Source organism: Streptomyces sp. SAS_270 (genome assembly GCF_052543295.1).
Map to the genome: position 1 here is coordinate 76,255 of NZ_JBMNDS010000019.1, position 21,977 is coordinate 98,231.

At 69.9% G+C, this 21,977-nt stretch carries 15 protein-coding genes; 7 read left to right on the top strand and 8 right to left on the bottom strand.

Annotated features, from left to right (window positions below; all coding sequences use genetic code 11):
* Nucleotides 1–247: 247 nt before the first annotated feature.
* The 7 genes from ACN6LB_RS15805 to ACN6LB_RS15835 all read right to left on the bottom strand — a co-directional run bounded on the left by ACN6LB_RS15805 (nt 248) and on the right by ACN6LB_RS15835 (nt 8,865).
* Nucleotides 248–1,312, bottom strand: coding sequence for a LacI family DNA-binding transcriptional regulator (locus tag ACN6LB_RS15805; RefSeq protein ID WP_445026374.1), 1,065 nt, complete (start codon nt 1,310–1,312; stop codon nt 248–250).
* Between the two features lie 180 nt (nt 1,313–1,492).
* Entirely contained in the window at nt 1,493–3,103 is a 1,611-nt protein-coding gene (locus ACN6LB_RS15810; RefSeq protein ID WP_445026375.1) for a family 43 glycosylhydrolase, read from the bottom strand.
* Nucleotides 3,100–4,023 carry a carbohydrate ABC transporter permease gene (locus ACN6LB_RS15815; protein ID WP_445026376.1) on the bottom strand — a complete coding sequence of 308 codons (924 nt, stop codon included), beginning with the start codon at nt 4,021–4,023 and terminating at the stop codon, nt 3,100–3,102. Before ACN6LB_RS15815 ends, ACN6LB_RS15810 begins: the two co-directional genes overlap by 4 nt.
* Before the next feature lie 2 nt (nt 4,024–4,025).
* On the bottom strand, nt 4,026–4,910 hold the full coding sequence (locus ACN6LB_RS15820) for a carbohydrate ABC transporter permease (protein WP_356138999.1): 885 nt from the start codon (nt 4,908–4,910) through the stop codon (nt 4,026–4,028).
* 10 nt (nt 4,911–4,920) lie between these two features.
* Nucleotides 4,921–6,252 (bottom strand): ABC transporter substrate-binding protein, encoded by a 1,332-nt coding sequence (locus ACN6LB_RS15825; protein WP_445026377.1) that lies wholly within the window; start codon nt 6,250–6,252, stop codon nt 4,921–4,923.
* A 372-nt stretch (nt 6,253–6,624) separates the two neighbouring features.
* Nucleotides 6,625–7,716 (bottom strand): LacI family DNA-binding transcriptional regulator, encoded by a 1,092-nt coding sequence (locus tag ACN6LB_RS15830; protein WP_445026378.1) that lies wholly within the window; start codon nt 7,714–7,716, stop codon nt 6,625–6,627.
* Nucleotides 7,717–7,851: 135 nt separating this feature from the next.
* Nucleotides 7,852–8,865, bottom strand: coding sequence for a hydroxyacid dehydrogenase (locus tag ACN6LB_RS15835; RefSeq protein WP_445026380.1), 1,014 nt, complete (start codon nt 8,863–8,865; stop codon nt 7,852–7,854).
* Between the two features lie 779 nt (nt 8,866–9,644).
* Here ACN6LB_RS15835 and ACN6LB_RS15840 point away from each other — a divergent pair.
* The 7 genes from ACN6LB_RS15840 (at nt 9,645) to ACN6LB_RS15870 (ending at nt 20,728) form a co-directional block, all read left to right on the top strand.
* Complete coding sequence (locus tag ACN6LB_RS15840; protein WP_445026381.1) at nt 9,645–10,994, top strand: extracellular solute-binding protein; 1,350 nt, start codon at nt 9,645–9,647, stop codon at nt 10,992–10,994.
* Complete coding sequence (locus ACN6LB_RS15845; RefSeq protein WP_445026382.1) at nt 10,991–11,989, top strand: carbohydrate ABC transporter permease; 999 nt, start codon at nt 10,991–10,993, stop codon at nt 11,987–11,989. Before ACN6LB_RS15840 ends, ACN6LB_RS15845 begins: the two co-directional genes overlap by 4 nt.
* A complete protein-coding gene (locus tag ACN6LB_RS15850) occupies nt 11,986–12,858 on the top strand; it encodes a carbohydrate ABC transporter permease (RefSeq protein ID WP_356138986.1) in 873 nt (290 codons plus the stop codon). Before ACN6LB_RS15845 ends, ACN6LB_RS15850 begins: the two co-directional genes overlap by 4 nt.
* A gap of 33 nt (nt 12,859–12,891) precedes the next feature.
* Nucleotides 12,892–14,412 (top strand): glycosyl hydrolase family 28 protein, encoded by a 1,521-nt coding sequence (locus ACN6LB_RS15855; protein WP_445026384.1) that lies wholly within the window; start codon nt 12,892–12,894, stop codon nt 14,410–14,412.
* The gene (locus ACN6LB_RS15860; protein ID WP_445026386.1) at nt 14,409–17,735 is read left to right on the top strand and encodes an alginate lyase family protein; all 3,327 of its coding nucleotides are present in this window, start codon (nt 14,409–14,411) and stop codon (nt 17,733–17,735) included. Before ACN6LB_RS15855 ends, ACN6LB_RS15860 begins: the two co-directional genes overlap by 4 nt.
* Before the next feature lie 17 nt (nt 17,736–17,752).
* Nucleotides 17,753–19,000, top strand: a complete 1,248-nt coding sequence (locus tag ACN6LB_RS15865; protein WP_445026387.1) for an alginate lyase family protein — start codon at nt 17,753–17,755, stop codon at nt 18,998–19,000.
* Between the two features lie 105 nt (nt 19,001–19,105).
* Entirely contained in the window at nt 19,106–20,728 is a 1,623-nt protein-coding gene (locus tag ACN6LB_RS15870) for a carboxylesterase/lipase family protein (RefSeq protein ID WP_445026388.1), read from the top strand.
* A 90-nt stretch (nt 20,729–20,818) separates the two neighbouring features.
* Here the strand turns inward: ACN6LB_RS15870 and ACN6LB_RS15875 are convergent, their stop codons facing one another.
* Nucleotides 20,819–21,883, bottom strand: a complete 1,065-nt coding sequence (locus tag ACN6LB_RS15875; RefSeq protein WP_445026389.1) for a LacI family DNA-binding transcriptional regulator — start codon at nt 21,881–21,883, stop codon at nt 20,819–20,821.
* Between the last annotated feature and the right edge of the window lie 94 nt (nt 21,884–21,977).

Here is a 21,977-nt window from a genome sequence, read left to right on the forward strand (position 1 = left end):
TCGGTCACTCGGCAGGGGGGTCGCCTGCTGCTGCCGCCGCCGCCGGTGGGTGGGTCGGGGCCGGGCCGGAGCATCCGTCCTCGGTCTGGCGCGGAATCGGTTGCGTTATGGGTGGAGGGTGTTGACGCGCCATCCGCTGCGGGCGGACGTTCCGGCCCGTCCCCTGCCGTGCTTTCGCGGCTGCGGGTGCGTGGGGGCCGTTGTCAACGCCGGCCGGTGGGTTGCTGCGGGTGTGTGGCGGCCGTTGTCACGGCCGGTGGGGTGCTGTGGGTGCGTTCTGGTCGGGTGGGGCCGTGCTCGATCTGTGCACCAGGCGGGTGGAGAGTTCTGTGCGGGTGCTTTCCGGGCGGTCGCCCGCCATCATGCGTACCAGCAGGTGCAGTGCCGTCGACGCCATCTCCGACAGGGGCTGGCGGACCGTGGTCAGCGACGGTCTCGTCCAGCGGGCCTCGGGCAGGTCGTCGAAGCCGACCACGCTGATGTCGTCCGGCACGCTCAACTCCCGTTCGGTCAGGGCCTGGTAGACGCCCAGTGCCATCTTGTCGGAGCAGACGAAGACGGCCGTGGGCGGCTCGGGGAGGCTGAGGAGTTCCAGCATGCGGCGGTGGGCGCCGTCCTCGCTGAAGCTGCCGTAGCGGATGTACTCGGGGCGGTGCGGGATGCCGGCCGTGGCCAGCGCGGAGCGGTAACCGGAGACGCGGGCGCTGCTGCACATCTTGCGGCGGTAACCGCCGATGACGGCGATGCGCTCGTGACCCAGGGACAGGAGGTGCTCGGTCGCCGTCACCCCGCCCTGCCAGTTGGCCGCGCCCACCGACACCACGCCCGGCGGCGGTTCGTGCACCGGGTCGATCATCACGAACGGGACGCGGTGCTGGTCGAGCCAGGCGTACTGCGCCGGGGTCAACTCGGCCAGGTTGAACAGGACTCCGGCCGAGCCGCGTGCGGTGAGCTTGTCCAGCCAGTCGCGGTCGGGGTGACCGGCCCGCGTCCGGGTCAGGCCGGCGGAGACCACCACCTCCAGGCCCGTGTCGTACGCCGCCTCCTCGACGCCGTGCAGCACCGCGCCCGACCAGGAACTGTCCAGCGAGTGCACGACGAGGTCGACCAGACCCGGCGCCTTGGCCGCGTCGAAGCGGGGCCTGCGAACGTACCCGAGCCGGTCGAGCGCCTCGGTGACCCGGCGGCGGGTCTCCGGCGCCACGTCCTCCCGTCCGTTGACCACCTTCGAGGCGGTGGGCACCGACACCCCGGCCTCGCGGGCCACGACGGCCAGTGTCGGCCCGGTCGTCACGCTCCCGCCACGCGCCATCGCGACTCCATCTCTCAGGCCCCGTCCCGTGGGCCGACGAAATTTTCGAACTGCGTCGCTCGCGCGTCGGCGCCACGCACCGCATAGCAAGCGCTTCCTACCCTAGACCTGCCTCAACGCGGCGTGAAGGAGTAGGGATTTGGAGGATGGGGCTCGGCGAAAATTTCGAAGGGTCGAACGTCAGCCGGCCGTGCAGGTCAGCCGGAAGTCGGTGAAATCCGCCGTGAAGGCCGCGTCGACGAGGTCGTGGGCGCGAAGGGCTACGAAGGAGCCGGTGAAGCGCAGCTTGGGGCCGTGGTCGTCGGAGAGGCGGGTCATGTCGAGCGGCGGGCCGATCGGGGTGCGCGTCTCGTTCCGGACGTGCCAGAACTGGGCGTCGGTGCCTTCCACCGTCACACCCAGGGTGACCGGGGTTCCCGCGTCCACGTCGACGACAGCCAGTTGCCTGGTGCCCTCCGGGTCGCGTTCCAGGAGGCTGAGCACGGTACGGCCCCCGCCCTGCCACTGCTGGCCGCGCTGCGGTTCGCCCGCGGACTCCGCCCAGGTCAGATCGAGGGTCAGGAAGGACTCCGTGTTGTACCAGAGCGCCAGACCGGCTGCCTGAGTGAAGGTGCGCGGGCTCGCCTCGATCGTCACCTCGGCCTCGGCGTGGTGTTCCGTGATGCGTCTGGCCAGCAGGCTCTGGTCCCAGAGGGACTCCGGGCCCTGGCGGCCGCGCAGTCGGATCCAGCCGGGGCGCGCCGAGGTGTCGGCCCAGGAGGGGTCGGGGTAGCCGCGCAGGGTGCTCCAGGGCCAGGACGGCGTGGCGGCTTCGAGGAAGGGGGAGGGGGAGGGGGAGGGATGTGCGGGTGGCGCTGGGGGGTCGGGTACTTCCACGTCGATCTCGGGGTGCCAACCGCCTTGGCGCAGTCGGGGCCGGCCGTCGTCGTCCCAGGTCACCGCCTGGATCGCCGTCTCGCGTCCCAGGGTGCAGCGGGGGCCTTTTGCGGTGTGGAGGGGGCGGGCCGTGAGGTGGCTGAGGAACCACTCGCCGGTCGGGGTCTGCACCAGTTCCGCGTGACCGGCCTTCTGGAGGGGGTGCGAGGGGTCGTCCCGTGTGGTCAGCAGGGGGCGGCTGTCGAGTTCGTACGGGCCCGTGATCTCGCGGCTGCGTGCCGTCAGGACGCCGTGCTCGAAACCGGTTCCGCCCTCGGCGAGCACGAGGTGGAACCAGCCGTCGCGGTACAGCAGCTTCGGTCCCTCGATGAGCCGTTCGTGCTGGAGCAGCAGACGTGTGTCGCCGAGCGGGGTGAGGGTGTCACGGTCGAGTTCGGTCAGCACGATTCCGGCGAAGCGTTGCCCCGAGGGGCGGTGGTCGCTCTGCATGTTGAGCAGCCACAGGCGTCCTTCGTGGTGGAAGAGCGCGGGGTCGAAGCCGTGGCCGGCGACCCGGCGCGGTGCCGTCCACTCCCCTTCGACCTGCGTGGCCGTGGTGACGTAGGTGTCGAGGTCGAAGTAGCGGGTGCCGACCGAGCGCACGATCGAGTAGACCATCCAGAACCGCTCGCCGTCCCAGCTCAGGGAAGGGGCCCAGATGCCTCCCGAGTCCGGCACCCCGGCCAGCGAGTCGCCCGGGACGGCGCCCCGGACATGGCCCGCGTACTCCCAGTGGGCCAGGTCGCGGGAGCGGTGGACGGGGATCGTGGGGAACCACTCGAAGGAGCTGGTGGCGACGTAGTACCAGTCGCCCGCCCGGACCAGCGAGGGGTCCGGGGCGAAGCCACGGATGACGGGATTGTGCGCCACGGTCACTTGAGGGCTCCCAGCGTGACGCCGGTCCGCCAGTAGCGGCGCATCGCCGTCATCATCACGGCGAGCGGCACGATCGACAGGAGTGCGCCGGTCAGCACCAGGCTGGTCAGGTCGATGCCTGACTCCAGACGCTTGCCGCTCCAGTTGTACAGGCCGATGTTCAGCGTCCAGTTCTCCTCGCCGCGGAGCACGGTCAGCGGGAGGAAGAAGGCGTTCCAGGTCTGGACGAAGGCGAGCAGGAAGACGGTGGCGCCGCCCGTCGTCATCATCCGCAGCACGATGCTGAAGAAGATCCGCAGCTCGCCGGCACCGTCCAGGCGGGCCGCCTCCAGGAGTTCGAAGGGGATCGAGGACTCCGTGTAGACCTTGGCCAGGTACACGCTGAACGGGTTGATCAGGCACGGGATGAGCATGGCCCAGGGGGTGTCCACCAGCCCGATCTCCGAGAACAGGAGATAGAGGGGGAGGGTGAGCAGGGCGATCGGGATGAGGAAGGAGCCCACGACACACGCGAACACCGCGCCGCGGCCCGGGAATTCGAACCGCGCCAGGCCGTAGCCGGTGGCGAGCGCGATGAGTGTGCCGCCGAGGGAGCCGACGCCGGCATACAGGAACGAGTTGGCTGTCCAGCGCAGGAAGATGCCGTCGTGGTAGGTGAAGAGCTGATGCAGGTTGTCCCAGAGGTGCATGCCGGAGAACCAGAGGCCGTTGGTCTGGTACAGCCCGGTGCGGTCCTTGGTGGCGGCGACGATCAGCCAGTACACCGGGAAGAGGCTGTAGGCGCTTCCCAGGGCCAGGCCGATCATGATGAAGCGCTGGCCGCCTCGGCCGGTGGCCGCGCGGTCGGGACGGGTGAGCCGCCGGACGGGGCGCGTCGGGGGCCGCTCGGTGGTGTCTTCGCTGCGGGTGTCCGTCAGCATGGTCAGTCGGCCTCCTTCGAGGTCAGCCGGTAGAAGAGGAAGGAGGCGATACCGAGGATGAGGGCGAGCAGCACCGAAAGGGCCGCCGCGTAGTGGTAGTTGCCCGCGTTGAACGCCTGGTTGTAGATGACCATGATCGGCGTGAAGCTGTCGTCGACCGTCTGTGGGGTCACGTTGCGGAACAGCGCCGGCTCGTTGAAGATCTGCAGCATCTGGATGATCGACAGCATGCCGGTCAGGACGAGGGCCCCGCGCACGTGCGGGATCTTGATGCTTCGCGCGATACGGAGTTCGGAGGCGCCGTCGAGCCGTGCGGCCTCGAACAGCTCGCGCGGCACGCCCTGCAGCGCCGAGTAGATGATCACCATGTTGTAGCCGATGCCGTGCCAGGTCAGCAGGTTGCCGATGGACGGCCAGACCATCGAGGGTGCGAAGAAGTTCCAGGAGAAGCCGAACAGGTCGCCGAGCGGGGTCAACGGGCCCACATCCGGGCTGTAGAGGTTGATCCACACGATGGCGGCGACCACCCCGGGGATCATGTACGGAATGAGCAGCAGGATCCGGAAGCGCCCGGCCGCCCGCGAGGTGAGCGCGTCCAGACACAGGGCGAGCACCAGGCTGACGGCGAGCATCACCGGAATCTGGACGCAGGCGAACAGGACGACCCGGAGCACGGAGTTGAGGAACGCCGAGTCGGTCAGGCCGTGCTGGTAGTTGTCCAGACCGACGAACTTCTCCGTCGCACCGCCGAGCCCGAGGCCCGACTGCTGCTCAAGGAAGAGCGACTGGTAGACGGCGTAGCCGATCGGGATCACGTACAGGAACACGAAGCCGAGCTGGAAGGGCACCGTGAAGGCGGCGCCCTTCCAGCGCTGGGAGCGGATCATCGGGCGTGCCTCAGCCCTTGACGCTGATGCCGCGGGACTTGAGGTCCTTGACCGTCCACTCCTGCATGTGCGCCAGCAGATCGGTGACCTTCTGCTCCTTGTTCATGACCTTCGCCCAGCCGCTCTGCAACTCCGTGAACATCGCGGTCCAGTCAGGACCGAAGGTCCAGTCGGTCGTGACGGTGGACAGGCTGTCCGTGACGACTTTCTTGCCGGGCTCGTAGTTGTCGCCGAGCAGCTTGTCGGAGATCGCCTCTCCCACGTACGAGTCACTGTCGGCCAGCGCGGGCATCACGCCGTTGCCGGTCTCCGGGCTCGCCATCGTCTTGACCGGGCCGGTGTTGGTGGACATCCACAACGCCGCCTCGGCCGCCTGCTGTTGGTTCTTGCACTGCTTGGTCACCAGGGTCAGGCCGCCACTCTGGTTGGTGCCTGCGGGAGTCTTCGCCGCGGCGCCGTCGAACGTCGGCCAGGGGGACAGGGCCCACTTGCCGTTCGACTTGGTGAAGTTCTGCACCATGCCGGCCATCTGCCAGGTGGAGATCTGCCGGGTCGCGGTGCCGCCGTTGTCGTAGTTGCGCTGCACAGCCGCGTAGTCCGCGAAGGAGAGCTTGGAGTTGAGGCCGTTGTCGATGATGTCCTGGATCACCTTGGCGGCCTTGAGGGTGCCCGCGTCCTGGAAGTTCACCTTCCACGCGTTGCCGTCGATGGAGTACCAGTGCGCTCCGGCCTGCATGGCGAGCACCTCAAGGGTGCTGGGGTCCTCACCGGCGTAGTTGGTGATCTTGATTCCGTGCTTCTTCAGCACCTTGCCCGCGGCGATGAAGTCGTCCCAGGTCGCGGGTGCCTTCAGGCCGTACTTCGCGAAGAGGTCGGTGCGGTAGATGGTGAAGGCGGGCGCCGAACTGGTCGGAACGCCGTAGATCTTGCCCTGCACCCCTGCGCCGGCCCAGGCGCCTGCGTTGAACTTGTCCTTGTCGGCCTCGACGTACTTGGTGATGTCGGCGAGCGCGCCCTGCGACACCCATGTGGTCACGTACTCGGCGGTGTTCTGCACCAGACAGGGCGCGTTGCCCGCCTTGACGGCGTTGGTCAGCTGCTTCTGCATGGTCAGCTGGTCGGTGACCTTCGTGTACTTGAGCTTGATGTCCTTGTGGCCGGCGTTGAACGCCTTGACAACCGCTTCCTGGCCGTTGGCCCAGCCCCAGAAGGGCAGGGTGACCGGACCGGACGACGAGGAGTCTCCGGAGCCGGACCCGCCGCACGCGGCGAGCAGACCTGTCAGCGCGAGGCCCGCGACAGCGGCGCGGACGGCCCTTTTGCGGGGGCTGGTGGAGTTCATCTGACCCTGATCCTTCGGAGTAGGCGTTCTCAGAACGAGAGGACGGCGGCTCGGTGTCGGCCAGGAACGGCGGCCGGAATGCATCGGCACGCGGTTGCGGGGGGAGTGGCCAAGCGGAAGATGTAGAAAGCGGTTGCCGTGGACGGTAGGCCTATCGGCCAGTCGCGAGCAAGAGGTCCCCGGAAAATTGTTACGCGGGGTTGTCCGGGAGGTTAGGTCGAAGGTTGACCCGAGGGAGTTGGGGGAATGTGAATCTCGGCAGGTCAGCGCCATGCAGGGGTGGGGTGAGCGGCTGGCCTCGGGTGACGCGTGGAGCGTCGGGTGAGAGCGAGAACGGTAAGAAAACGTTTACGTAACAGAGTGCGGGAGACGTTACGGGCGTCGGCTCGGCGGGCAGACCGACTGGCGTACGACGACATGCGTGCCCAGGACCAGGTGGTCGCCGTCCCCGCTACGGCGGCGGCCCGCACCGCCTTCGCGCCGGTCGGCGACCGCGCGCAGCGCCACCCGGCCCATCTCCTCGTACGGGACGTGCACGGTGGTCAGTTGCGGCGTGAGCTGGGAGGCCAGCGGAATGTCGTCGTAGCCGACGATCGACACGTCCTCGGGCACCCTGAGCCCGGCCGAGCGCAGCGCCTGCATGGCGCCGGCGGCGACCACGTCCGTGCCCGCGAGGACGGCCGTGAAGTCCAGCCCCTCGCGCAGGCTCTGCTCGACCGCGTCGTAGCCGTGCTCGTAGTCGTAGCTGCCGTGGATCACCGTGCCCGGGTCGAACGGCACTCCGTACGCCTCGAAGGCGCGCCGGGCGCCCCTCAAACGGCCCTGGGCGGTGGTGAGTTCGGCGTGGCCCGGCAGGATGAGGACGCGGCGGTGGCCGGCGGACAGCAGGTGGCTGGCCATGGCGTAGGCGCCGCCCTCGTTGTCGTAGTCGACCGTCGTGGCGGGGACGTTGCCCTCCAGCGGCGGTCTGCCCACCAGGACGAGGTGCGAGCCCGCCGCGTCCAGGGAGCGGGCGAACCTCGCCATCCGGACCTGGTACTCGTCGAAGTCGTACGCCCCGCCGAGCAGGACCACCGCGGCGACGCCCTGCTGCCGCATGAGGTTGACCAGGGCGAGTTCCCGCTCCGGGTCGTCCCCGGTCGTGCCGACCAGCGAGAGCCAGCCGCGAAGCGAGGCGGCACCCTCGACACCCTTGGCGACATGGGCGAAGGCGGCACCGGTGATGTTGTTCAGGAGGATGGCCACCGTGGGCGTACCGCCGCCGGCCAGGGAGCGGGCGTGCGCGTTGGTGACGTAGTCCAGGTCCTGTACGACCTTCATCACCCGGCGGCGCAGCTCGTCCGAGACCGGGTAGTTGCCGGACAGGACGCGCGACACACTGGCGACGGAGACACCCGCGCGCTGGGCCACGTCCCGGATCGTGGCCCGTCCTGCGGAGTCGCCCGACACCTTGCGCTGACTCACCGTGGCGACTCCTTGACCGTAGCGACTGCCGCGTCGGCGACTCTCCCGCCGGACGGGCCGGGGTCCCGCACCCCGCCGGTGGTGAAACCGTATCCCATGGTTTCCGCGCGGCGGGGCGCGCGGAAGGCGTGGAGGTCAGGCGACACGGGCCAGATCCGCGCGCCGGACCTCGTGGACCGGCGGCAGTCCGGTGGCGAAGCGGGTCAGCTCGTCGACGACAATGCTGCCGAGGCGCGCCAGCTCGTTGCCGAGGGAGCCGGCGATGTGCGGGGTGAGGAACACGTTGGGCAGGTCGTACAGCGGCGAGTCGGCGGGCAGCGGCTCGGGTTCGGTGACGTCCAGCACCGCGTGCAGGCGGCCGGAGACCAGTTCCTCGGTGAGAGCGACCGGGTCCACCAGGGCGCCGCGCGAGGTGTTGATCAGCACCCCGCCGTCCTTGATGAGGGCGAGCCGGTCGCGGTCGAGCATGCGGTAGGTCTCGGGGATGTCGGGAGCGTGCAGGCTGACGATGTCGCTGTCGCCGAGCAGGTCCTCCAGCGACCGGGGTTCGGCGCCGAGGGCGGCGGCCTCGGCGGCGTCCACGTAGGGGTCGTACAGCGATACGGCGAAGTCGAACGGGCGCAGCAGTTCCAGCAGCCGTCGGCCCACGCGGGAGGCGCCGATGATCCCGACCCGGCGGCCGAGGTTGCCCGTGGTCACGGTCTCGGCGGCGGAGGGCTGGGCATGGGTGGCGCGGAAGCGCTCGCGGTGGGCGAAGGTGTCCTTGCCGAGGAGCAGGATCATGCCGAGCGTGTACTCCGCGACCGGCAGGGCGTTGCCGGCCGCCGCGCTGGCCACGGTCACGCCGCGCTCCCACAGGGCCTCGCCGACCAGCGAGCGGACGGAGCCCGCGGCGTGCAGGACGGTGCGCAGCCGCGGTGCCGCCGCCAGTGCTTCCTCATCGAGCCGGGGGCAGCCCCAGCCGGTGATCAGCACCTCGGCCTCGGCGAGCGCCGCGGCCGCCTCAGGGGCCGCGAAGTCCCGTACGACGAGACCGGGGTCGATCTCGGCCGCCTTCTGGAGCCGTGCCATGAGCGGGGGAGGGAAGAGCAGGGGGAGGTGTACCGGATCCATCGCGAACACGACCCTCGGCGGCTGGGCGCTGGGCATGACTCTCCTGAGGCGCTGGGAAACAGTTTCAGAAAGCGTCTTCTACCGTAGATCTGGCGCGCGGAGCCGGTCAAACAGTGCGGTGGAGGAAGGGCCTCGCGCGCGGCTCGATCCCGCTGGGTGCATCTGTGCATGTCGTGGCGGGATGGGGCATTGGGGGCGCGGTTCGTGGCGGAAAGGGGGCGGGGTCGGGGTGGGGTCGGGGGCGGGTCCTTGCGCCGGGGTGGCGTCATGGAGCCGGGAATGGGGGCAAGCGCTTACTCGAGCGGCCCGCGGTGTTCGGCGAGGTCGGTGAGGCTGTCGCCTCGGGGTGGGCGGCTCGCAGGCGGCGCCGCAGGGGTCTGATCCTCGGCGAGTGCCCCTCGGCGAGTGCCCCATGGCGAGGGGCCCCATGGCGAGGGACTCCATGGTGCGCCTCTCCGCGAGTGATCCTCAAGAGGTGATCGACAACCGGTTCCTATGAGTGCCGTCGACATCGACGATTGACCCCGTGCCGGTCGCGCCACCCACCGGTTCGGCCTCGCGGGCAGCCCGCCTCCGGAGTCTGCCCTCCACCCAAGTGCCCCGAAACCGCCCGTCACCGCCCTCCCGATCGCCGCTTTTGCGTGTCGTCGAGGACCGACCAGTGTTTTCGAAAGTTCGTCAGGAGTCTTGACGAGGTTTCCGGACAGCGAAGAAGCTCTGCGCACCTGCCGTAGCAACCGGTTGCTATCGGTGAGGTCGTTATGCCACCGGTTGGCCGGTGGTCCGCTCGACTCGAAGCAGAAGGTGAGGCGTTCATGCGCTCGCACGCCGGAACTCCACCCAGCCGCCGCCGGTTTCTCGCCATGTCGGCGGGCGGCGCCGTGGCCGGTGCGGCGGCGCTCAGCGGCTGCGCGTTGCAGGTGTCGAGCGCGGTCGGCGGGTCGGGCGAGACCGTCACGCTGATGGTCAAGCCCGAGGACATCTCCCCGGAACTGATCAAGCAGGCCCAGAAGGACACCGGCATCAGGATCGTCACGGTGCAGCAGGACATCACCAAGCTGATCGCGATGCTCACCAACGGCAACCCGCCCGACCTGGTGCGCGCCGTCGGAGCCGTGGACGCGGCGTACTTCGCGGCGCGGGACGTGATGGAGGAGCTGGACCCCTACTTCGCCAGGAGCAGCGTCCTCAAGGTCGACGACCTGGATCCGGTCAACGACCTGTGGCGGTACGACGGCCGCACCCAGGGCAAGGGCCCCCGCTACGGCATGGCGAAGGACTTCTCCCAGGACTCGATGTACTGGTACAACACCTCGGCGTTCGACAAGGCCGGGGTCGACCACCCGTCGGAAACCGAGCCGGTCACGTACGAGGAATGGCTGGAGCGCGCCAAGCGCATCGTCCAGCGCAAGAACGGCCAGACGACCGTCTTCGGCGGCAGCTACAGCGGTCTGACCAGGGCCACGCTCCTGGCGACCATGACGGCGTCCGCCGGAGGCAGTCTCTTCAACGACGACTTCTCCCGGGTCGACTTCACCACCCCCGAGGCCCGCAAGGCACTGGCCTGGTACATCGACTTCTGCAGGGCCAAGGTCGGACCGAGCCTCATCCAGCCCGACCCCAATGGCTGGGACGGCCCCACCTACCAGGCCGGCCGGATGGCCATGTCGAACGCGGGCTACTGGCTCGGCGGCGTGATCAACGCGGACAAGAAGATGGCGCCCGTCTCCCGCCTCGCACCCGCGCCGGTCTTCGAGGGAGGCCCGCGGATCAGCGCCTGCCAGGGCGGCACCGGACTGTGGATGCCGCGGAAGGCACGGAACAAGGACGCCGCCTGGCGGGTCTTCGAGTGGTTCTTCGGCGAGGCACCGGCCAAGGCGCGCGCCTCCAGCGGCTGGGGAATCCCCACGCTGAAGTCGCTACGCCCGCTGATGCCCTCTCAGGAGGCCTATCAGAAGCAGGAGTTGAGGGTCCAGGAGGCCGAGCTGAAGCACTTCTCGGTGATCTCCTTCACGCCGTACACCACCGCGGACGCGTTCGACGCGCTCTTCAACCAGATCGCCCCGGCCGCGATGAACGGCGGCATCTCCGTCGACACCCTCGCGGGACGGCTGAACTCGGCCCTCAACGAGCAGCTGAAGCGCGGTAAGGAGCAGGTGGGATGACGGTTGATCAGATGCCGTCCGTCGCGGACCGGCGTAACTCGGCGGCCAGTTCCGGACGGGCAGGGACCGCCGACCGGCCGCGGTCCTCCATGGCCGCGCGCAGGCACCGGGCGTTCTACATGTTCACCTCGCCCTGGATCATCGGGTTCCTGCTGCTGACCATCGTGCCGATGGCGTACGCGCTGTGGCTGAGCTTCACCACGTACGACGGCATCTCGCCGCACTGGCGCTACGTGGGCCTCGGCAACTACCGAGAGCTGTTCTCGGACCCGACGACCTGGGACGCGCTGGGCCGCGCGGGCCTGTTCGCGGTGACCTCGGTACCCCTGTCGATCACCGCGGGGATGGGGCTCGCCGTCCTGGTCAACCGGCCGATGAAGGCACGCGGGCTGTTCCGCACCCTGCTGTATCTGCCGGCGGTGGTGCCGCCGGTGGGCGCGGGTATCGCGTTCAAGCAGCTCTTCGACCAGAACTCGGGTGCCGCCAACGGCGTCCTCAACATCTTCGGTATCGACGCCGTCGGCTGGCTCGCCGATCCCTATGCGCGCTACGTCCTGCTGATGACGGTTCTCTGGGCCGCCGGAAACATCATGATCATCTCACTGGCCGGGCTCCAGGACGTACCCCGCGAGCTCCATGAGGCGGCCCGTATCGACGGGGCCGGTGCCTGGCGGACCTTCCGGAGCATCACCGTGCCGCTGCTGTCGCCGGTGCTGCTGTTCCAGACGGTGACGGGGGTGATCGCCTCGGTGCAGACCATCATGCCGCTGCTGCTGGCCCCGCTCGGCACCACGGGCGGCGTCACCACGGTCCCTCAGTCCAACTACACCTACATGATGCACGTGTTCGCGCAGTACTTCGCGCTCGGCCGCTACGGCTATGCCTCCGCGCTGCTGTGGATTCTCTTCGTCCTGATCCTCATCGTGACCGGGCTCATCTTCAAGTTCACGTCCGGTGCGGTGTTCTACAACGTCGAACCGGAGGCGAAGAAGTGACCGCCGCGAGCCTGCCCCCGAAGCCCTCGACGTCCCCGGCCCGCGTGCGACTGCGCGTGAACCGCCTCGTTCTCTACACCGTCCTCGTCGCCCTCACCGGGCTGTTCCTCGGCCCCTTCGGCTGGCTGGTCCTCACCGGCCTGAAGACCCCGGGCGAACTGGCCGCCTCACCCGTGCACTGGCTGCCCGAGCACGTCCAGTGGCACAACTTCGCCGACGCCTTCAACCTCATCGACTTCCTCGGCTACGCCCGCAACTCCCTGGTCATCGCCCTCATCTACGCCACCCTGGTCACTCTCAGCTCGGCCTGGGTCGGCTTCGGCTTCGCCCGCCTCGACGCACCGGGCAAGAAGACGCTGTTCGGCATCCTGCTCGGCTCGATGATGCTGCCCCAGCTCATCACCCTCCTGCCGACCTACCTGATCTTCGCGAAGCTCGGCATGGTCGACACGTACTGGCCGTGGGTGCTGTGGGGCCTGTCCGCCGCCCCGTATCTGGTCTTCCTCTTCCGGCAGTTCTTCGCCGGCCTGCCCCGGGAGCTGGAGGAGGCCGCGATCGTCGACGGCTGCGGCTATGCGGCGATCTTCTGGCGGATCTTCCTGCCGCAGTCCTGGCCGGTCCTGTCCGCGAGCTTCGTGATCGCGTTCACCTGGACCTGGGGGGACTACATCGCCCCGCAGCTGCTGCTGTCCACCGACCACACCACGCTCGCCGTCGCCATCATGTCCACCTACGTCACCTCGGCCGGCACACCCGTCGCCAACCTCCAGGCCGCGGCCTCCGTGATGTACGTCGTCCCCATCCTGCTGATCTTCCTCGTCGCCCAGCGCGGATTCGTCGCCGGTATGGCGACCTCCGGCCTCAAGTAGCCCCACCTGCCTTCCTGTTGCAAGGAGTCACGCATGAACACGCCCCTGTCCCGGCGCACCGCCCTTCAGGCGACCGGCGCCACCGTGCTCGCCGCCGGCCTGTCCGGCCCGACGGCCACGGCGGCCCGCGCCGACGGCGGCAACTCCGCCCCCAAGCTGGTCACTTACCCGCGTCCGTCCACCATGCCGACCAACACGAGCTTCAAGGTGCGTGTCCGCACCGCCCCCGACGGGGAGTGGGCGACCCTCGACATCTGGCGGCCGCAGCTGGAGGAGATCAACGCGACCACCGGGTCGGGCAAGGTCCTCAACACGTCGATGGTGTACTTCGACTTCCAGGGCTGCGTCGAGATCGAGGTCACGTATCTCAAGGGCGGCACCACCAAGGCCCGGGTGAGACCGGACGCGCTCGGCATCAAGCCCGAACTGCTCGGCGACACCCTGCGGTTCACCCTCGACGAGCCGCGTGACGTGGTCGTCCAGATCAACGACGAGATCTTCGACTGTCTGCACCTGTTCACCAACCACATCGACCCCAACCCGCCCTCCGCCGACGACCCGGACGTCCTCTGGTTCGGCCCCGGCGTGCACACCGTCACCGGCAACGTCCTCACCGTCCCCAGCGGCAAGACCGTGTACCTGGCGGGAGGAGCGGTCCTGCAGGCGCAGGTGTTCTTCAAGAACGTGGAGAAGGCGGCCCTCACCGGCCACGGCATGCTCAACGCGGGCCCCGGCGGCATCCTCTGCGAAGGCAGCAAAAACATCCGCGTCGAGGACGTCATCATCATGAACCCGAACGGCTACGCGGGCACGTTCGGCATGAGCGAGAACGTCCACATCAAGAAGGCGCGCTCGTTCAGCTCGAAGGGCAACGGCGACGGCTTCGACGTCTTCTCCTCCACCGGGATCGTCTTCGACGGCTGCTTCATGCGCAACTCCGACGACTGCATCGCCATCTACTGCCACCGCTGGGACTACTACGGCGACACCCGGGACATCACCGTCCAGAACTGCACCCTCTGGGCCGACGTCGCCCACCCGATCAACGTCGGCACGCACGGCAACAGCGACGCCCCCGAGATGCTCGAGAACCTGGTCTTCAAGAACCTCGACATCCTCGACCACCGCGAGCCGCAGCTGGGCTACCAGGGCTGCATCGCCCTCAACCCCGGCGACTCCAACCTGGTCAAGAACGTGCTGATCGAGGACGTCCGCATCGAGGACTTCCGCTGGGGTCAGGTGATCCATATGCGGGTCATGTACAACACCAAGTACAACACCTCGGTCGGCCGCGGCATCGAGGACGTCTACGTCAAGAACCTCAGCTACACGGGCACCCACGCGAACCCGTCGCTCTTCCTCGGCTACGACGCCGACCACGGCATCAAGAACGTCACCTTCGAGAACCTGGTGATCAACGGCACGGTCGTCGCCGACTCGATGAAGAAGCCCAAGTGGTACGCGACCACCGACTCGGTGCAGTGGTACTACAACGAGCACGTCACCGGTCTCACCTTCCTGACCACCGCCGAGGCGGAGGCGGCAGCCCAGTGACCACGCTCAGCCGCCGCGGCCTCATCCAGGCCTCCACGGCACTGCTCCTCGCCGCGGGCACGACCTCCCTGTCCGTGCCCGCCGCGCGGGCCGAAACCCCGGACACCGCCGCCGAGTTCACCTTCGCCCACCCCGGCCTCCTGCACACCGTCGACGACCTCGCCCGTATGAAAGCCGCGGTCGGCGCCAAGCAATCCCCCCTGTACGACGGCTACTCGGCGCTCGCGGCGCACGCCCGCTCGTCGGCGTCGTACACCGTGCAGAACACCGGCCAGATCACCTCCTGGGGCCGCGGCCCCTCGAACTTCATGAACCAGGCCGTCGCCGACTCGGCCGCCGCCTACCAGAACGCCCTGATGTGGTGCGCCACCGGGGAGCGCGCCCATGCCGACAAGGCCCGCGACATCCTCAACGCCTGGTCGACGTCGCTGACGGCGATCACCGGAGCGGACGGGCCGCTCGGCGCCGGGCTCCAGGCCTTCAAGTTCGTCAACGCGGCCGAGCTGCTGCGGCACACCGGTTACGACGGCTGGGCGGACTCGGACATCGCCCGCTGCGAGGAGTCCTTCCTGCGCGTCTGGTATCCGGCAGTGTCCGGATACATGCTCTACGCCAACGGCAACTGGGACCTGACGTCCATTCAGACCATTCTGGCCATCGGCGTGTTCTGCGAGAACCGCACCCTCTTCGAGGACGCGCTCCGCTTCGCCGCGGCGGGCGCCGGCAACGGCAGCGTCCCGCACCGCGTCGTCGGCGCCGACGGCCAGGGCCAGGAGAGCGGCCGCGACCAGGGCCACGAGCAGCTCGCCGTCGGACTGCTCGGCGACGCGGCCCAGGTCGCCTGGAGCCAGGGCGTCGACCTGTGGGGCTTCGACGGCCACCGTATGCTCGCGAACGCCGAGTACGCCGCCCGCTACAACCTCGGCGGCGATGTCCCCTTCACCCCCGACCTCGACCGCACCGGCAAGTACGTCAAGACGGCCGTCTCGGACAAGGTCCGCGGCACGCTGCCCCCGATCTACGAGATGTACTACGCCCACTACGCCGGTGTCCGCGGCCTCGACGCCCCGTACACGAAGGCCGCCGTCTTCCGCGGCAGCGGCGGAGCCCGCGTCGTCGAGGGCAGCAACGACGACCTGCCGAGCTGGGGCACCTTCACCTACGCCGGCGCGACGGCGCCCGCGCCCACCGCGCCGACTCCTCCGGCGGGCCTCACTGCGGTGGGGCAGGACGGGTCGGTCACCGTCGGCTGGCTGCCGTCCGCGGGTGCGACCGCCTACACCGTGCGCCGGGCCACCAGGCCGCAGGGCCCGTACGAGACCGTCGCGACCGGTGTCGACCGGCCGACGTACACCGACGCCGGCGCGCGCACGGGCCGGACGTACCACTACACAGTCACCGCCTCCAACTCCCAGGGAATGAGCGGGAGTTCGCTGCCGGTGGCCGCCTGCGCAGGCCTCCCGGAGCCCTGGTCCACCCAGGACGTGGGCGAGGTGAGGATCCCCGGATCCGCGGTGTTCGACGCAGAGCGGTTCGTGCTGGAGGCGAGCGGCACCGCCGAGACCCACCGGTTCGTGCACCTTCCGCTGCACGGCGACGGCACGGTCACCGCGCGCATCGTGTGGCCGCTCAGCTCGCAGTACTCCAAGATCGGCGTCACCCTCCGCGACTCCCTCGACGCGACCGCGGCGCATGCGTCGATGCTGGTCCAGGGGCTGCCGCTGCACACCTGGAGCGGTGTGTGGACCGTGCGTCCGAAGGCGGGGGCGGCCACCTCGGCCACCGGCAGCACCCCCGTCCCGCCGTCCCAGCAGCAGACCCTCACCACGTCCGCGTCCTTCCCGATCTCCGACCTCGGCACGCTGCCGGAGTCGGCGACGCCCCTCCAGGCGCCGTACGTCGAGGGTGCGGGCGACGGCTACCGGCTGCGGAAGCCGTACTGGGTGCGGGTCACCCGCAAGGGCGGCCGCTGCACCGGACTCCTCTCCCCGGACGGCATCCGCTGGCGCGAAGTCGGCTCCACCAAGGTCCAGTTGGGCGGCACGGTTCACGCCGGGCTCACCCTCACCTCCTGCCTCGGCGTCGACGAGGAGTACGCCGAGACCGGCACCGGTGCCTTCGACAACGTGAGCGTGACCTCGTCGTCCGGTGACGTCTGGACCTCGCCCCGGCCCACCCGGTCCGCCACCGATCTGCGGGCCACCACCGCGGCCGACGCCGTCGAACTCGCCTGGTCCGACCCGGACTTGGCGGCCAACTACCTGGTGCTGCGGGCCGACCGTCCCGACGGACCGTACGAGACCCTCGCCACCGGCATCGGCCCTGTCGGCTTCGGCGCCCGCATCCGTTACGCGGACGCGACAGGGGCGCCCGGAACGACGTACCACTACGCCGTCGCGAAGACCGGCACCGGCGGTCGCGGCCCGCTCTCGGAGACCGCCCACGCGCAGATGCCGACCCCGACGGCACCCGAACTCACCTCGCCCGGCGCGGTGTTCGTCAACCGGGGCACGGAGTTCAGGCACCTGCTGCGCGCGTCGCACGAGCCCGTGCGGTTCACCGCGGACGGCCTGCCCGACGGACTCCGCCTCAACAAACGCACCGGCCTCATCTGCGGAACCGCCACCGGGACAGGCGAGTTCACGGTCACCACCACCGCGGGCAACGCGGCCGCAACCGCCTCCGGCACGCTCACCGTCACCGTCGGCACCCCGCCGCCCGCCCCCTGGACGTACGGCGACCTCGGCGACCCCGTGCTCGACGACCGGGCCTTCGGGACCCTCGGCGTGGTCGCGATCCGCACCCCCGGCAGCACGTCGTACGACGGCGGCACCTTCACCGTGCGCGGTGCGGGCGTCGACCTGAACGTCAACGGCCAGGGGATGACAGGTCAGTTCGTACGGCAGCCCGTCAGCGGCGACTGCGAGATCACCGCCCGGCTGCTGTCCCGTAGCGGATCCCCCACTGACCGCGTGGGCCTGCTGATGGCCAAGTCGCTGTCACCGTTCGACCAGGCGGCCGGAGCGATCGTCACGTCCGGGAGCACGGCGCAGCTCATGCTCCGCAGGACCGTGGCGGGAGCCTCCGCCTTCACCGGCAGCGGAAGCACTCAACTCCCTTGCCTGCTGCGGCTGAAGCGCGCCGGGACCGCCTTCACCGCAGCTCTCTCCACCGACGACGGCGCCACCTGGACCTCCCTCGCGGACGGCCAGATCCCCGACTTCGGTGACGCCCCCTATTACGTGGGCCTCGTGGTCTGCTCCCGCAGCCCGCTGGTCCACAGCACCACGCAGTTCGAGCAGGTGAGCATCACCCCCACATAGATCGGAGATGCACTGCCATGAGCCGCACCAACCCCCACAGGCAGAGCACGCCCACGAACGTCAGCCGCCGCGGTCTGCTCAGGACCGCCGGCGGACTCACCGCCGCCCTCGCCGTCGGCGCCTCCGCGTCGGCGGTGAGCGGCCCCACCGCGGCCGCCGCACCCGCGACCTTCACCCACCCCGGCATGCTGCACGCCTACGGAGAGCTCAACCGCGCCAAGGTGAGGGTCGCCGCGGGCGACGACCCCTGGCTCTCCGGCTGGAACCGGCTGACCGCCAACTCCCACTCGGCCGCCGGCTGGACACCCAACCCGCAGGCCACCATCATCCGCGGCGGCACGGGCGAGAACTACGGCATCCTCTACAACGACATCCACGCCGCCTACCAGAACGCCCTGCGCTGGAAGATCGCCGGCACCGGCGCCAACGGCGACACCGCCGTGAAGATCCTCAACGCCTGGTCGGCCAAACTCACCACGGTCACCGGCAACGCCGACCGCTTCCTGGCCGCCGGGATCTACGGCTACCAGTTCGCGAACGCGGCCGAACTCATGCGCGGCTACGCCGGGTTCGACCTCGACCGGTTCAAGACGATGATGCGGGGCGTGTTCTACCCGCTCAACAACCAGTTCCTCACCGGCCACAACGACGCCTGCATCACCAACTACTGGGCGAACTGGGACCTCTGCACCATGAACTCGATCCTCGCGATCGGAATCCTGTGCGACGACGCGGCCATGTACGACCAGGCCGTGAACTACTTCAAGAGCGGCGCGGGAAACGGGTCGATCACCCATGCCGTGCCGTTCGTCCACGAGAGCCAGGGCCTCGCCCAGTACCAGGAGTCCGGCCGCGACCAGGGACACACCATGATGGGCATGGGCCAGCTCGGCGCCTTCTGCGAGACGGCCTGGTCGCAGGGCGAGGACCTGTACGGCTACGACGACAGCCGTTTCATGAAGTGCGCCCAGTACGTCGCCAAGTACAACCTCGGACAGAACGTCCCCTACACGACGTACACCTGGGGCACCGGCCAGAACTGCGCCAAGCAGTCGCAGACCGTGATCTCGTCCGCGAGCCGCGGCCAGGCCCGCCCGGTGTGGGACATCCTGCACTACCACTACGCCCGCAGGCGCGGCCTCTCCGTCCCGTACATCACCGCCATGGCCGAGGCGGGCCGCCCCGAAGGCGGGGGCGGTGACTACGGCTCGACCAGCGGCGGCTTCGACCAGACCGGATTCGGCACGTTGATGTACGCCAAATAGGCGGCCGGGCAGCCGTCCGAAACGCCCTCGACGCACACACCGGAGGTGATGTGATGCGCTGACCCGAACAGTCGGCGCGGTACTGAGTGAGGAGCTGGTGGTCGGATGACGGCGCCCTCGGTGGACTCGACGGACCCGGTGAACGCGCGGGGCCCGGTGGTCACCACCCCCTACGGAGCGGTGCGCGGCCGGTACGAGCGGGGGATCGCCGTCTTCCGCGGCATCCCGTACGCGGCACCACCCTTCGGCCCCCGCCGCTTCCGGCCACCGGCTCCCCCTGAGCCCTGGGACGGGGTGCGCGACGCGGGCGCCTTCGGGCCGACGCCGCCCAAGCCGCCGTACTCCGAGGCGTTCGCGCGCCTTCTGTCCGACCCCGTCGTGCCCGGCGACGACTGCCTCAACCTCAACGTGTGGACACCCGAACCGGGTTCGGGCGCCCGGCTGCCCGTCATGGTGTGGATCCACGGCGGCGCCCTGACCCGCGGCTCCTCGGCCGTCCCCGTCTACGACGGACACGCCTTCGCCCGCGACGGCGTCGTCCTGGTGTCGATGAACTACCGCCTGGGCGTGGAGGGTTACGGCCTCTTCCCGGACGCACCCGCCAACGCCGGACTGCGTGACCAGCTCGCCGCCCTGGAGTGGGTGCACGAGTCGATCGAGCGGTTCGGCGGCGACCCGGACCGGGTGACCGTCTTCGGCGAGTCCGCCGGCGCCATCAGCATCGGCGCGCTGCTGGCCACTCCGCGCGCCGCCGGGCTGTTCCACCGCGCGGCCCTGCAGAGCGGACCGCCGGAGGCGATGGAGCGCGACAAGGTCCGCCGGATGGTGCGCAGGATGGCCACCCGGCTGAAGGTCCCCGCCACGGCCGAGGCGTTCGCCTCCGTCGACCGTGACCTGCTGCTGCGCATTCAGGCCGACGTCGGCCGGCTCAGCAGCCCGATCCTCGGCGGACCCGCCTTCGGCATCGTCGTCGACGGCGACCTCGTCCCCCGCGACCCGCTTGAGGCCCTGCTCGACGGGACGGCCGCGCCCGGTGTCGAACTGCTCCTGGGCTGGACCAGCGAGGAGTACCGGCTCTGGCTGGTGCCCGGCGGCCTGCACGAGCGCGTCGACCGGCTCGGCGCGGTCGCCCTCGCCGGCGCCATGGCCCGCTGCCACTGCGGCACCGAGGTGCCGCGCGGCTACCGCGCCCTGCACCCGGACGCGGGCATCGCCGACCTCGTGGGCCAGATGGTCACCGACCACCTGCTGCGCATGCCCCTGCACCGTCTCGCCGACGCGCGCCAAGTGCCGTGCCACGTCTACGAGTTCGCCTGGCCGTCCAACGTCACCGGCCTCGGCGCCTGCCATGCCCTGGAACTGGGCTTCGTCTTCGACACCGCCGGGGTGCCCGAGTCGGCGAAACTCGCGGGCGAGGGTGCTCCGCAGGAACTCGCCGACGCGATGCACTCGGCGTGGGTGCGGTTCGCGGTCGAGGGCGACCCGGGCTGGCCCGCCTGGGACGCCTCTCGTCCGGTACGCGTCTTCGGCGCCGGAGACCCTGTCGTCGTGCGGGGCCCGCGCGATCGCGAACTTGCCCTGTGGGAGACCGAGTCGGCGAAACCCGTCAGCTCTGCGGAAACCACACCCGCAGCGCCCCCTGTCGACGGTTCGCCCCCGCGCAGCACGGCATCGCTGTCGGTCGTACGGCGACTGCGTCGCTCCGGCGAGCCCCGCCCGCGGCCGTGAGGACGTCGGTCCAGCCGAGGAGCCGGGGTTCGTGCCGGACCGCCGGACGCGGGTTGAGCAACCGGTTTCTATGCTCCTGCACCACAGGTGCTAGATGTGTGCCGGAGCCGCCACCGAGTCGCGGACCACGACGTGCGTACCGAGGAGCAGGTGTTCGTCCGGCGCGTCCGGGGTGCGGCCGAGCGCGGTGCGGACGGCCAGCCGGCCGAGTTCCTCGTAGGGGACGTGGACCGTGGTCAGCGGGGGGTGGAGGTCACGGGCGTACGGGATGTCGTCGTAACCGGCGAGCGAGACGTCGGCCGGCACCCGCAGACCCGCCTCGTGCAGCGCGGTCAGCGCGCCCGACGCGACCATGTCGGTGGCGGCGAACACGGCGGTGAACTCCAGCCCCTGCGCGAGGGCCTGGCGCATCAGACGGTGGCCAGAGTCGCGGGTGAAGTCGCCGGACAGCCGCAGCGCCGGGTCCGGGTCGAGGCCGCGGGCGCGGTGGGCGGCGAGGTAGCCGCGCTCGCGGCCCTGGGCGGTGCTGTTGTCCGGCTTGCCGCCGAGGAAGAGGACCCGTTCGTGGCCCTGGGCGAGGAGATGGGCGCACAGGGCGTAGGCGCCGCCCTCGTTGTCGTACTCGATGACCGTGGCCGGTGTGCCGCGCTCCAGCGGCGGCCGCCCGCACAGCACGAGCCGCGACCCCGCCGAGGAGAGTGAGTTGGCGATGCGCGCCATGCGCTCGCGGTACTCGGCGGTGGCGGCGGCGCCGCCGACCAGGATCACCGCCGTCGCACGCTGCGCGCGCATCGTCTCGATGAACTCCAGCTCGTGCTCGGCGTCGCCGTCCGTGCTGCACACCAGACAGAGATGGCCGAGCCGGGTCGCCTCGCGCTCCACGCCGTGCGCCATGTGCGCGAACGAGGGGCCGGTGATGTCGTCGAGCACGAACGCCAGCGTCGGGGTGCCGACTCCCGCGATCGCCTTGGCGCGGGCGTCGGCGACGTAGTCCATCTCGCGGACCGCGCGCATGACCCGGGTGCGGGTCGCCGTGCTCACCGGGTAGTCGCCGCCGAGTACCCGCGACACCGTCGACGCGGACACCCCCGCGCGCGCCGCCACGTCCCGGATCGTGAGCCGCCCCCCGGCATCCGCGGTGCTCTTCCTGGTCATCCCCTCGCCCCTCTCCGCCACCCCGGGCGACGCCTTCGCCGCGCCGGATCCACCCCTCGGGAAGTGCGGCAACACCAGGGCAACCGGTTCCCGA